The following is a 12,482-nucleotide window of genomic DNA, read 5'->3' on the forward strand; positions in this document are numbered from 1 at the left end:
TCCTCTCCCCGTTGTCTGTTACTGCTTCTTGGCCACGATCAGCCGGCCGTCGTTGATGTTGACCTCGCCGCCGTCCAGCACGATCGAGGCGCCCTGGCCGTTGGCGATCGTCACGCCCTTCTCGTCGACCTGGATGTACGCCCCCGTCGCGGCCTGGAGGCGGATGCCGTTGCCGCCGGGCACATCGCCCAGGACGAACTTGTGCCGGTCGGAGGTCTGGATCACCACGTTCTGGTGCGCCGGGCCGCCGGTGAGCGCATCGGGCGGCAGCTCGGTCCTGTCCCCGTACCAACAGCCGGTCCAGATCGGAAAACTGACATCCCCCTGCTCGAACTCCACCCACACCCCCGCCCCTTCGGCCGGCACCGCGTACTGCCCCGACTGCGGCCCCGTGAACGGCAGACACGGCAGGGCCCAGGTGGACGTCTCGTCCCCCAGGACGTCCGGCACCTTGACCGTGACCCGCCCGATCTTCAGCGGATCGTCATTGCTCACCACCCGCCCCCGGAACTTGCCGAGAAACCGGTTGTTGGGTCCTGCAGCCATGCGAAGTTCTCCTGGTCCTGTTCCTGTTCCGCTTCCGCTGTCGCGGCCGTTACGGTCGTACGGTGCCGCTCCGGGCGATGAGGCCCTCGCGCGAGAGCGTGAAGTTCTGCTGGTAGGAGCCCGGCCTGATGGTGTGGGTGACGGACTTGACGAAGTAGTCGCCGTCGTACGTCACCCCGGCGCCACGCACCCCGACGAGCTCGCGCGGCCGCAGGATGTAGCCGTGCCGGTTCACGTCCAGGGAACCGGAACCGGAGATGGCATCGGCCGACAGCGCGGCGCGCGCCAGCAGCTCCGCCTGCGCCTGCGCCGACTCCTTCTTGGCCGTGCCGGACAGCGTCCTGCGCTTGAGCGCGGGAGTGGCGCGGCGGCCCAGCGGCGGGCGCAGCGGCCCGATGTCGGGCTGCGGCAGGAGCCGGCTGTCCCGGGTGGCGGGGTCCTGCACGCGCGCCTGCGGCTCCTCGCGGGCGGTCCCGTCGTACGCGAACGTCAGCTGGTCCACGGTCGAGTTGACGTCCATGTTCACGTTGAGCGCGTGCTGCCGCTGCCCGATCCGGGCCTCGGGACCCCAGACGGCTGTGGAGTAGCCGGGGCGCGGCCCGGGTTCCAGATAGAACGTGTACCCGTTGGCCCGCGCCAGCTCGTTCACGTAACTCAGGTCGGTGCCCGACTGGTAGTCGACCCTCAGCTGCTCTCGCGGCGGCTGCTCGATCTGCTCCTGGAAGACGCGGGGCTCGATGCCGTAGTCGGCGTACTTGGCCAGGATGCGTGCGACGCGTCCGGAGGGCCGCAGATTGGGGTACCGGTCGGTGCGCTCCTCCAGATCCATGAGGAGGGTGAGATCCTCACCGGTCACCGTGAGGGTGGAGTGCCCCGGCTGATTGCTGGCGCCGACCTCCTGCCGCACGATGAGCCCGTCGAGCAGCACCCGGGCGGTGCCCTTCACGCTGACGCTGAGAATCACCCGGGTCTTCGGATCGAAGAACCCCTCGGGTAACAGCCTCCGGGACAACGCCCCCTGCTTGGTGAGGTCGAAAGCCATCTGGAAACCGCTGCGTTCACCCGCGGTGGCCGTGATCTGCGCCGACAGCAGCGCCTCGGTGACCTCGGGCGGAACGGGCCGGGTCAGCCGCGACCCCGTCTGCAGGGTGATGTGGATGGGCCCGCTCCCCACGGGCTGATCAGGCATACCGCGCCCCCGGCCCCGGGAAGCCCCCGGCATGCGGGATCGCGATGGTGCGGCCCGCCTCTTCGGTCAGCTCCTGCGGGTCCAGTACCGGATTGGCATCGGCGATCTGCCACCACTGCCCCGGGTCCCCGAAGTACCGCTGAGCCAGCAGATCCGGCCGGTCCCCGCTGCTGACGGTGTGCGGCGCGCTCTCCTCGGCCGCCGCCGTCTCGCTGAGCGGTGGCAGCAACCGGCGCTTGGCGTACCGCACTTCGGTCCCGTCGGCCATCCGGTGCACGCCGATCTCGGCGTCGTGGTAACGGCTGGAGCGGGGGTAGGGGTGGGCGCCGGGTATCGCGTCCAGTGCGTTCTCGTACGGTTCGATGTCGGCCATGGTCTTCAGCTCCTCCCCGTGACGGTATTGCCGCCGGCCAGCCCCAGCGAGCCGAGCCCGCCGCTGCGCGCGGCCCTGGCGAGCCGCTCCTTCTGCGCGAGATGCGCCATGTACAGATCGGCCCCGCGGTGCCCGGCCGGCAGATCACTGACGCTGAGCACTTTCATGCCGATGCTCAGCGCGGCCCGGATCGGATTGAGATTCACGTCGAACGCGGACTCGTTGATGGACAGTTCGGTGAGGCGCACGGGCATGACGCGCTTGCTGCCCCAGGTGAAGAGGGTGAGCGGCATCTCGATCGGACTGATCTCGATGGTCCCCTTCTTGGAGAGACGGCTCGCCTCACGTAACTGGGCGGTGGTCGGATGCACCAGCATTTCGAGGGTCGCCAACTCGGGGTGGATCCCGTCGGGAGCGGCCACCTCGAACTGATCGGTGGCATCGATCTCGGCAGTGAACTTCCAGGTCTCCTGAGCGGGGCCTTTGAGCCGAAGAGCCTCGTTCCGGTCCCCGGACCCGCTGCCCCCTCCACCGGAGTCCCCACTGCCGCCGGCGGCTTGGGGCGCGAGGCTGCGTTCGAGGGTGTCGGGGTTGAACTGGAGGACGATGATGCGCTGGGGGGTGCCGCGTTCGGGGTCTACTACGACTATGCCGGAGCGGATGGGCTTGGGTATGTCGGCGTAGCGGGTCATCGGCTCAAACTCTCCCTCTTCCGGGGGTCATCCCATTTTCATTCGAAAGCGATGAGAATTCCTGAATCTTTAGCGGCGGCCTGTTCGTAGAAATCCCTGACGGCAATAAAGGCCGCCAATAGATCATCAAGTCGATGGTGTTCCTGCGGCCAACCAGCCGGAGGAATATGTTCGTTCTCAAGCGCTTCGGCGTCGAACCAGTCAGTGAAATCGTCGATCGTCACGGCCGACAGAAGCTGTGCACTCTGCCGGACCTCTGGCAATGTCAGCAGACGGACCGGACCAAACGCCGTGCGAACAGAGGTCGCCGATCCACCCATAAGCACTTCCTCTAGCGGGTCGGCAGGAAAGTCCACCCCTCGCCGCAGCGCCTCCTCCTTGGGGATCGGTACCTCGCTTGTGAGAGTGAAATGCAGGGCAGGCCAGGTGTCTTGAATAGAAATCGAGTTTCCGTTGCCGTCAAGCAGGCGCTTGATTTCATCACCGGTGAGGGCGAATTCCTGATCGGCACGCGAGGGGACCTCGCTAAAAGTGGCTGTCATCATAGTGGGACCTCATCAAGACCAGGGAGACGCTTCGATGGTAATTTTTCGCATTTCCACATAAAGAGTAGTGGAGAATTCAAGCGCCTCGTACAGCTCGTCGGTGTTCGAGAAACACAGTGCGAGCTCCCTCTCCGGCGGCATCACTACTCCTTCTCGCCGCTTCAGGGCTGCCCACGTCAGCATGGCGAAGGGATCCCCGACAATCCCCTCCCCGGTCTTCAGGTAGATCATCGGCTGGATGACGGAGCCCCGAACGGAGAGATGAAACAGGAGGGTGAAGCCATCGAATTTCTCCTGATGTCGGAAGAATTTCTCCGACTTCATGTACCGGAACGACAAGGGGAGGCGCTCGACGCAACTCGTCACATCCGAGAGGTCGATCGACCTACCGGAGGGGACCGAGAGGTTGATGCGCTCCTTGCAGAAGGAACGGTATCTGAGATCGAAATCAATGGACTGGACGAGGGCGTTGAACTTCTCTTCGTTATGCGACGCTGTCATGTGGAGGATTCTTTCGCCGACTCTTCGTCTGGATGTTCCGGAGTGTACATGATCTCTATTTTCTTTTCTTGCGCGAGAGCCTCAAAGGCCGCCGCCTGCGGCAGGAGCCTGTTGCTTTCCGGGACCTCTAAATAATACTTCCCCTGAAGTTTCGAGCCGTCCAGTTTGGGATATTTATCACTTCTGATTTCCGTCCCGGTACTGTACTTAAGAAGTATTTCATTCAGGTGCTTATCGAGATCGGCTTCCTTGATGGCGTCGAAGTCTATCGCTTTCCTGGATATGATCATCCCCTTGTCCTCCCCCACGGGTGGTACATAGGTGTCCACCCGATACCTCTCGGCACCGTCCTTCGGCGACCGCCCCGGACCTGTCCCATTCTCCCTGAGGTCCTCCTCGGCCTCCTTGTTGGGCTTTACGTTCACTTCGTGGAACTGAGTCGGCCTTGTCCTCTCCACGCTCTCGTTGAATCTATTGCCACGTGCCATTGGGCTGTCGTTCTCCCAATAATCCCGAGTCACCTTCCAGTCTGCGCGATCGCGGGTCTTTACTGTTGAATCCTTCTTGGCCTTCTTCTCTTTCCCTTTCTTGTATGTTTCATATTCCTTCTCAAGTTGCGCGTCCTGAAATTCCCCGTTCTCTTTGAGTTGATCTTTTTTGACTTTCTCGATCAGTTCGCCGCGCTCTTGTTCGTACTCTTCCTTGGACTTTACTTTCGACTTGCCGCCGACTGCCTCCGTCCCGGTCGAAGCCGACTTTTCCTCCTGGCTCGGACTTGCCGAAGAGGACTCGGCAGGGTTCTTCGGCGCTTCGGGCTTGCCTTCGAGCTCCTGGGGCGTCTTGTTCAATTCCTTGAACTTCTGGGCGGCTTCCTCCGGGTTGAGGCGGGCCATGATGTCGCCGGTCCGCTGCCCTCGGAGGTCGAGCGAGGAGAGTCTGTGCCAGAGGCGGAGCCCACCCAAGGCGGCACGCATGACCGGCCGCACGATGCCCTTGTTGAGCAGCGAGCGCAGCGTGGGACGTATGCGAGCGACGATCTTACGAAGGCGGGCCTCCTTCGACTCCTTCGAGTCTTCGTCCTTCTTCTGCTGGTCCTTCTTGTCCTGCTTCTCCTTGGCCGGGTCCTTGTCCTTCGGCTTCCCGTCCTTGTTGTCCTTGTCCTTGTCGGGCTTCGGCCTCTTCGGGCCCTTGTCTCCGTCCTTGGGCTTCGGCTTCTTGCCGTCGCCGTCCTTGTCCTTGGGCTTGGTGGGTTTGCCCGGGCCGTCCTTGTCGTCGCTCTTGGGCTTGTTCGGGGCCTGGTCCTTCGGCTTGTTCGGGCCGGCCTTGTCGTCGGGCTTCGGCTTCGTGGAGTCCTTGTCGTTGTCCTTGGGCCTGCCCGGGGTGTCGTCCTTCGGCTTGGGCTTTGTGTCCGGCTCGGTCTTCGGCTTCGCCGGGGGTTCCGGCTTGGGCTTGGGCTTCGGGGACGGGGTCGGGCGGGTGTCCGGCTTGGCGTCGTCCTTGTCCTTCGGCTTGCCGTTCTTGTCGTTGCCCGGGGTGTTCGTGGGTTTGCCGGGCTTGGTGAGGTCCGGCTTCGGGGTGGTGGTGGTCGGGCGGGCGTTCGGGGAGGAGGTGTCCTTCTTCGGGTCCTGCTCCTGGTTCTTCTTGTCGCCGCCCTTGTCGTCCGAGCCTGTGCCGCTCGGGCCCTTGCCGTCGCCGCCCTTGTCCTTGCCGAGCTTGGCGGCGACTCCCTTGAGGCGCTTGCCCACCTTGGAGACGTACTTGCCGATGCCGGTCATCAGCGCCTGGTAGAGCACTTCGAGGAGGGCGACCACGCCCGCCGCGACCGCCTTGGCGAAGAGGATGCCGGCGCCGCCGCTCCGGACCGCCTTCAGCCAGTCCAGGACCATGCCCAGCGCGCTCAGGATCGCGCTCAGCGCACCCCAGGCCGTGCGGATGGCGTCGATGACGGCCATCACCCAGCCCGCGCCCGGAATCAGCTTGGCGACGATCTTGGTCATTACCAGTTCACCGATGATCAGGGGGAGTTGGGGGACTACGGCGTCCCAGGCCTCCTTGACGATCTCTTCCATCTTGATGCCGCCCTTGAGCAGCTTGTCCAAGATGGCTTTCGGGACGCCGATGATCTCCTGGATCTTGTCGTTGAACCACTGCTTGACGGCGGCCTTGACCTCCCGGAACAGGTGGTTCTTCGCACCGTCCACCGCCGAATTCTTGGCGCCGCCCAGCCAGCCGCCCGGGTCGGAGAGGAAGTCGACAGCGATCAGCATCCAGTCGCCGAGCGCGCTCAGCAGCTTCGAGGCGAAGTCCAGAACCGCCTTCACCGCGGCCACAACCGCCTTGACCGCCGCCTGGAGCATCTTCTTGAGCAGGTCGAGAATGCTGCTCAGGAGCTTGCCGATGGCGTCCAGCAGATCCGTGACGATCTGCTTCAGCATGGTGGCGAGCTTGTTGACCAGGGCGATCGCGGCCGCTATCAGGCCCGTGATGAACTTCCGGATGCTGTTGGCCAGTTCGATGACGGCCCGCACCATCGCCTTCGCGAACTCGATCAGATCGTTGATCAGATTCTTGATCGCGTCGACGATGAACTTGCGGGCCTCGTTGATCCAGCGCTCGACCGTCTCCTTGAAGTTCTTGATGAAGCCGACGACCGCGTCACGCGCCGCTTTGATGACGCGGACGATCGCGTCCTTGATCTCGATGACCTTCTTCTTGATCCAGTCGAAGGCCTTGCTGACCCAGTTGCCCGATTCCTCGACGCTGTCGTCGCGCTTCTTCTCCGCGTCCTTCTCAGCCTTGGTGTTCTCGTCCTGGATCTTCTTGTCGCCGTCGTCCTTCTCCTTGACGACGTCTTCGTCGGTCTTCTTTTCCTTGTCCTTGACATCCGTGCGGACCTTCTCGTGCCGCTCGGTCTTCTTGGTACCGAGGGTCTTGAGCTCCGCGTCCTGCTCCGTGCGCCAGTCGGCTCGCTCCGCGGTGACCTCGTTCAGGGCCTTATCGCGCTCGCCCGCCTGGCTCCTGGTGTTGGTCGCGATCTCGGCGTCGACCTTCGCCTTGTGCTTCTGCTGCGAGTCGCGGAAGTCCTTGTCCTTGGTCTGACGACCCTCGGACATGCCCTTCTGGCCCTCGCCGAACGCGGCCTGGAACTGCGGCCCCTGTTCGTGCTCCGCCACTTCGGAGGCTGCCTCGGGGGGTACGGCTCCGGTTCCCGCGCTGCCGTCGGGCGCGCCTCCGTTGCCGCCCTGCCCGCCGGGCACCTTCGCCGTCATCTGCTCCTTGGGAGCATTGGGGTAGACCTGGTTCTCGCCCATCGGGCGGGCGGCGTCGTCCTTGCCCGTCGCCACCGTTTCCTGGCCCTTGGTGTCGACGGCCGTGCCCTGCTCGCCGGCCGTCTGCTCGGCGGCGCCTTCCATCTCCACGCCCGGCGCGTTGCCCGCCTGGGCCTTCTTCAGCGCTTCGTCCTTGGTCGGCAGCCCGGCGAACTTGGCGGCCAGCTCCGACTCGTCGATGTCGGCGCCGAAGAAGTTGGCGACCTTGGCCAGGCCGAAGCCCAGGGCCATCTTGAAGGTGTCCCAGCCGCCCGGCTCTTCCGCCTTCTCCGCCTCGATCTGGCCCTCGGGCTCCTTGGCACCCTTGACCTCGGCCTTCTCGTCCTTCGGGGCCTCGGACTTCTCCGCCGCGTCCTGGGAGTACTGGGCCGGCGCATCGGCCTTCGGCTTGCCCTGGAGTGTCTGCGGTGCACCAGCCGGGCGCTGCATCGACGGCGGCGCGGCCGCGAGGGTCTTGTGCTCGTCGCCGACGGTGCGGTCCACGGAGCCGCTCACACCGGTCATCGCCTGAAGTGCCTTGTGCGGCTTGAGCTTCGAGGCTGTGGTCAGGCCTGCTTCCGGGGCCACCCCGGAGAGATTCGGGGCCGGCGCCGAGTCCTTCCTGCCCTTGCCCGGTGCGGCCGCCTTGGCCCCGCCACCCCCGCCGCCGCCTCCGCCTCGCGAACCCTTGGCGGCCGGGGCCGGCTTGGAGGCCGCCGCCTTGGGCGCCGGTGCGGCCTTCGCTGCCGTCGGAGCCTCCGCAGCCTTCACGGGTTCCGGGGCGGCAGGTGCGGCGGCCTTCGGCGCCGGGGTCTCCGTACGAGAAGCGGGTTCGCTCTTCGCCGGGCCGCCGTCCGACGACTCGCTCGGTGCCGCACCGGACGTATCCGTGGTGGACCCGCCGGAGACATGGGTGTCCCGTGCGGGTGAGGGGGCCTGCGCGTCCGCCGTCGGTTCGCTCCTGCCCGCCGGAGCCGCGTCCGTCTTCTTCTGCTCCTCCTTGGCCGCGGGTTCCGGCGCCGCCGCGTTGCCGGCCACCGCCTGCGGGGATGCCTTCTCCTGAGCACCCGCCGACGTCTCGCCCCCGGCAGGAGTGCCCTTCTCCTCCTTGGCGGCAGCTTCCTTGGCATCGCTGCCGCCCTCGGACGTGCCCGGTGCCTCCTGCACCGCCGTCTGCGCGGCAACGGGGCCGGCCTTCGGGTCGGCGCCGCTCTTCGGGTCGCGTGAGCCCGTCACCGGCCGCGTCTCGGCGGCCTGTTCCAGGGCGAGTCCACCGGGCTGTGTGTCCCGGTGCGCGCCTTCGTCCGCCTCGGCCGACGGCTCCGTCCCGGCGGGTGAACCGGCGTCGTCCCCCTCGGGCTCGTGCTCCGCCGCCGCGTCCTCGGCGTCCTCCGCATCCCGCTCCGCCTGCACCTGGTCGGCCTTGGTCACCGGGGGTGCGGGGAAGGACGGGGCGGCTGCGGCGCCGGACGAGGAGGGTGCCAGCTTGTCCGCCGTCGGTACGGAGGACACGTCGAGGTCCTGTGCGGGCAGGAAGTCCTCCGGCTGGAGCTTGACGTCCCAGGCGCTCGGCTCCCCGCCTCCGACCTCGACCTCCGACTCGCTGCCGGAGCCGAACGGATCGTCTTCGGCCTTTTCCTCCGGACCGTCGAGATCCTGGTTGCGTACGCCGTCGAGCGTGCTGAACACACCGGGCAGCTGGTCGTCCTTGCCGGACGCGGCCGGCGAACCCGTGGGCTTCTCCGAGCCGCGCTTGTCCTCCTCCTTCAGCTGCTGGCCCGCCACGAGCGCATCGACCGCGCCCGCACGGTTCTTGGCCGCGGACTCCTCCTTGCTCGCGGCCGGCGCGCCCTGCTGATCCTGGCCTTCCTTGCCCTCGGCGGAGCCTGCGGGCTCCTTCCCGCCGCCCTCGGACGACGACTGCTGCTGAGGCGCGACAGCCGGGGCCGCCGAAGCTGCCGACTCCTGGCCCCCCGATGCCGTACCTGCGCCGCTGCTTCCCGAGTCGGCGCCCGGTTCCTGCTCCTGATCCTGGTCCTTCTCCTGGTCCTTCTCCTGGTCCTTCTCCTGGTCCTTCTCCGGACCCGGCGCCGCCGCGGACTGCCTCTCCTCTTCCCTCTGCTCCTCGGCCGCCCGCCGCTCGGTCTCACGCTCGTACGACAGCTCCTGGACCGGATCGTTCTCGACGGTCGGGGCTTCGAGGGAGTTCCGCTCCAGATCGTCGTAGGCCTCGACCTCGTCGACCAGGTCGAGCACCCGCTCGTGCTCCGAGCTGAGCAGCCTCGCCTCCAGGCGCTCGAGGACGTTGTCCTGCAACTCCTCGGGCAGCCTGGCGAGTTGCTTACGGGTGCGCTTCGACCGGTCCTCCGGGTCGCCGCGCAGCGAACGTACGACCGAGTTGGCCAGCCGCTCCACGAGCGTTGCCGGGTCGATCTGCTCCATTCGGTTCCGGTCCGCGTCCACCGTCGCGTACCGCAGCCAGCCGGGGGTGGCCTGACCCGGCTCCACCGCCACGTCCGACTGCTGCTTGTCCGGGCGCACCGACTCCTGCGCAGCCGACTCCGCCTCACGCTCCATCGCCTGCTGCGGCATGCTCACCGCGCCCAGGTCACGCCCGGCCCGCAGCGCACCGAGACCGTGCGGGTTCTGCACCGTGTGCAGCAGCTCATGGGCGAGCAGGCGCTGACCGTCCAGCGTGCCGGGACGGTAGGTCCCCTCGCGGAAGAAGATGTCCTGGCCGACCGCGACCGCGTCCGCGCCGAGCATCTCGGTGAGCGCGCCCGCGTCCGGGTCGGTATGCAGCCGCACCCGGCTGAAGTCGTGCCCGAGCTGCTCCTCCAGCTCCCGCCGTACGCTCAGGTCCAGCGGCTGGCCCGCACCGCTGACGATGTTCTTCGGCTCGGGCGCACGGGATGCGGCCCGTTCCTTGCGCTTGCGACGCTTGGCGGACTGGTCGGACCGGGTCTCCTGCGAGTGGGACGTACTCATCGCGTCACCTCACCCCCGCCCGAGAGGCCCGAGTGCACCGCGCGCGCCAGCTCCTGGCCGAGGCGCCGCGCGGAAACCGTCGCGGGCAGCGGGGGCAGCCCGGCCAGGGCGTCGAGCGCCTGCCCGCCGTCCGCGGCCAGCGGCACTCCCCGTTCCCGTACGAGCCGCCCCAACTCCACCTGGAACGCCTCCGATACGCGTTCCGGGTCCACCCGGCCGAACCCGTCGAGCACCAGCTCGCCGATGTCCACCCGTACCGTGCGCTGCTGCTCGTTCAGACCCATCCGTGCACCTCCGAAGGCGTCAGGGAACGGTCGAGCTTCAGGTATTCGGTACGAGCGGCCTCCAGCATGTGGCGCATCTGGAGCCTGTCCCCCTCCTCCGCGGCGAGGAAGGCACCCGACAGTGCGATATTGCGGATGGAGCCGCCCGCCACGGTCAGCCGGGCCAGCAGCTCCGGATCGACGCCCTTCATCGGCGCCCGCGCGGGCAGCACCCGGCGCCAGATCTCGGCCCGCTCGCTCTCGCCGGGGAAGGGGAAGTCGACGACGAAACGGATACGGCGCATGAACGCCGTGTCCAGGGCCTGCTTCATGTTCGTCGTGAGGATCGCGAGCCCCCGGTACGCCTCCATCCGCATCAGCAGATAGCTGACTTCGAGGTTGGCGTACCGGTCGTGGCTGTCCTTGACCTCACTGCGCTTGCCGAACAGGGCGTCGGCCTCGTCGAACAGGAGCAGCGCCCCGCCCTGCTCGGCGGCGTCGAAGACCTTGCGCAGGTTCTTCTCGGTCTCACCGATGTACTTGCTGACCACCTGGGAGAGATCGATGATGAACAGATCCAGGCCCAGTTCCTTCGCCATCACCTCGGCGGCGAGGGTCTTGCCGGTGCCGGAGCCACCCGCGAAGAGCGCGGTGACGCCCAGGCCACGACGCAACGTCTCGGCGAATCCCCACTCCTGGTACACGGTCGGCCGCTGCCGCACATGCGCGGTGATCTCGCGCAGGACCCGCAACTGCCGCTCCGCCAGCACCAGATCGCCCCAGGCCGCCTGCGGCTCGATCCGCCGGCCCAGCTCGTCCATGCCCATCCGGGCCTCGGTCAGGCCCGCCTGCCAGGCCAGCCCGGTCGCATCCAGCTCGTCCTCGCCCGGCAGATCCCGGGCCACGGCCGCTCCGGCCGAGCGGACGAGATGCGGCGGCAGCGAGAACTGGGCCACGAGGTCACGCAGATCGGCCTCCAACACCTCGGGCACACCGGCGAACGCATCGGTCCAGACCCCGAGTTGCTCGTCCGCGTCCAGCGGCGGAACAGTGACGCGTTCACCGCGGGGGCGTGCCGTCTGCCGCGGATCGGGACTCGACACGACCAGCGGCACGGCCGCGCTCTCGACGAACACGTCGGTGGCGGCGGCCTGTTCGCGGTCCATCTCTCCGACCTCCACCAGCAGCGCCGCGGGCAGCAGAATCGCCTCGCGCTGCCACAGCCGGGCCAGCAGATCGCGTTGGGCCGGAGCGGTCGGAATATCGGCGGCCGACATCTCGTAGAGACCGAGTCCCGAGCGGCGGGCTGCGACCGCGGCGATGTCCGCCCGGGTACGAAGATCGCCCCCGACCAGCTCGACCCGGAGCGGCGCCCCGCGCCCCGCCCCCGACCAGCCCGCCGCGACCCGGCTCGCCGCCAGGTCGTAGGAGGTGGGCAGCGAGTCCGGCACGGTGGTGCGGCGCAGCAGCCCGTGCAGCCGGGCGTCCAGGTAGGGCGAGCCGACCAGGAAATGCAGGATCCGCTCGTCGAGCCGGAGCCGGGACGTGGTCAGCCGGGTCTCGTCGTCGAGCTCGACGATCCGCCAGCGTCGCAGCGGGGCGACGGGTGTGAGGGCGCTCCAGTGCGGATCGCCGAGCGCGGCGAGGGAGAGCGAGAAGGTGGGGTACGTACGCTCCGGGTCGCCGCCGGCCGCGGCGCACCGGGTGCCCGTGGTGGGCTCCAACTCGGCTGCTGCGGCCAGCAGGACGATCTCGCGCTCGAACGGGCTGAGGCCGAAGCAGGCAACGAGGGCGTCAAGGGCGGCGGGGGCGGCATTGTTCGAGGGGGTGACGCCGGAGCCGGTCCCGGATTCGGCTGCGGTGCCGGTTCCGGCCACGGCTGTGCTGCCGGAGGGGGCGCCGGGGTCCGCCGCTCCGGCCGTGCCCGGGCGGCGGGTCGCGCGCCCGGCGTGGGCGTCGACACGGGCGAGTACGGCGTGGCTGGCCGCCGAGAGCGCCCGTCCCTGCGCTGCCGCGTCCCGGTCCTCGCTCCGACCGGCCCCTTCGTACGTACCCATGTCCTCACCCCCCGTGTTCC

Annotated in this window: 9 protein-coding genes; all 9 read right to left on the bottom strand. The window is 67.6% G+C overall.

Annotation, left to right across the window (positions count from 1 at the left end):
• Window positions 1–18: 18 nt before the first annotated feature.
• From ACFT7S_RS01615 to ACFT7S_RS01655, 9 genes are read right to left on the bottom strand one after another with little or no spacing between them, the layout of a single operon-like run.
• Complete coding sequence (locus tag ACFT7S_RS01615; protein ID WP_382725422.1) at window positions 19–546, bottom strand: phage baseplate assembly protein V; 528 nt, start codon at window positions 544–546, stop codon at window positions 19–21.
• A 49-nt stretch (window positions 547–595) separates the two neighbouring features.
• On the bottom strand, window positions 596–1,735 hold the full coding sequence (locus ACFT7S_RS01620) for a hypothetical protein (protein ID WP_382725424.1): 1,140 nt from the start codon (window positions 1,733–1,735) through the stop codon (window positions 596–598).
• On the bottom strand, window positions 1,728–2,108 hold the full coding sequence (locus tag ACFT7S_RS01625) for a hypothetical protein (protein ID WP_382725426.1): 381 nt from the start codon (window positions 2,106–2,108) through the stop codon (window positions 1,728–1,730). The genes ACFT7S_RS01620 and ACFT7S_RS01625 overlap by 8 nt, the downstream gene beginning before the upstream one ends.
• A 5-nt stretch (window positions 2,109–2,113) precedes the next feature.
• Window positions 2,114–2,800, bottom strand: a complete 687-nt coding sequence (locus ACFT7S_RS01630; RefSeq protein ID WP_382725429.1) for a hypothetical protein — start codon at window positions 2,798–2,800, stop codon at window positions 2,114–2,116.
• A 38-nt stretch (window positions 2,801–2,838) separates the two neighbouring features.
• Window positions 2,839–3,345, bottom strand: coding sequence for a DUF1877 family protein (locus ACFT7S_RS01635; RefSeq protein WP_382725432.1), 507 nt, complete (start codon window positions 3,343–3,345; stop codon window positions 2,839–2,841).
• 12 nt (window positions 3,346–3,357) lie between these two features.
• Window positions 3,358–3,846, bottom strand: coding sequence for a hypothetical protein (locus ACFT7S_RS01640; RefSeq protein ID WP_382725434.1), 489 nt, complete (start codon window positions 3,844–3,846; stop codon window positions 3,358–3,360).
• The gene (locus ACFT7S_RS01645; RefSeq protein ID WP_382725437.1) at window positions 3,843–10,142 is read right to left on the bottom strand and encodes a DUF4157 domain-containing protein; all 6,300 of its coding nucleotides are present in this window, start codon (window positions 10,140–10,142) and stop codon (window positions 3,843–3,845) included. Before ACFT7S_RS01645 ends, ACFT7S_RS01640 begins: the two co-directional genes overlap by 4 nt.
• The gene (locus ACFT7S_RS01650; protein ID WP_382725440.1) at window positions 10,139–10,426 is read right to left on the bottom strand and encodes a hypothetical protein; all 288 of its coding nucleotides are present in this window, start codon (window positions 10,424–10,426) and stop codon (window positions 10,139–10,141) included. Before ACFT7S_RS01650 ends, ACFT7S_RS01645 begins: the two co-directional genes overlap by 4 nt.
• Complete coding sequence (locus tag ACFT7S_RS01655) at window positions 10,417–12,462, bottom strand: ATP-binding protein (RefSeq protein ID WP_382725443.1); 2,046 nt, start codon at window positions 12,460–12,462, stop codon at window positions 10,417–10,419. Before ACFT7S_RS01655 ends, ACFT7S_RS01650 begins: the two co-directional genes overlap by 10 nt.
• Window positions 12,463–12,482: the final 20 nt, after the last annotated feature.

The sequence above is a fragment of the Streptomyces sp. NPDC057136 genome, from assembly GCF_042670885.1.
In the GTDB taxonomy this organism is placed as follows: Bacteria; Actinomycetota; Actinomycetes; order Streptomycetales; family Streptomycetaceae; genus Streptomyces.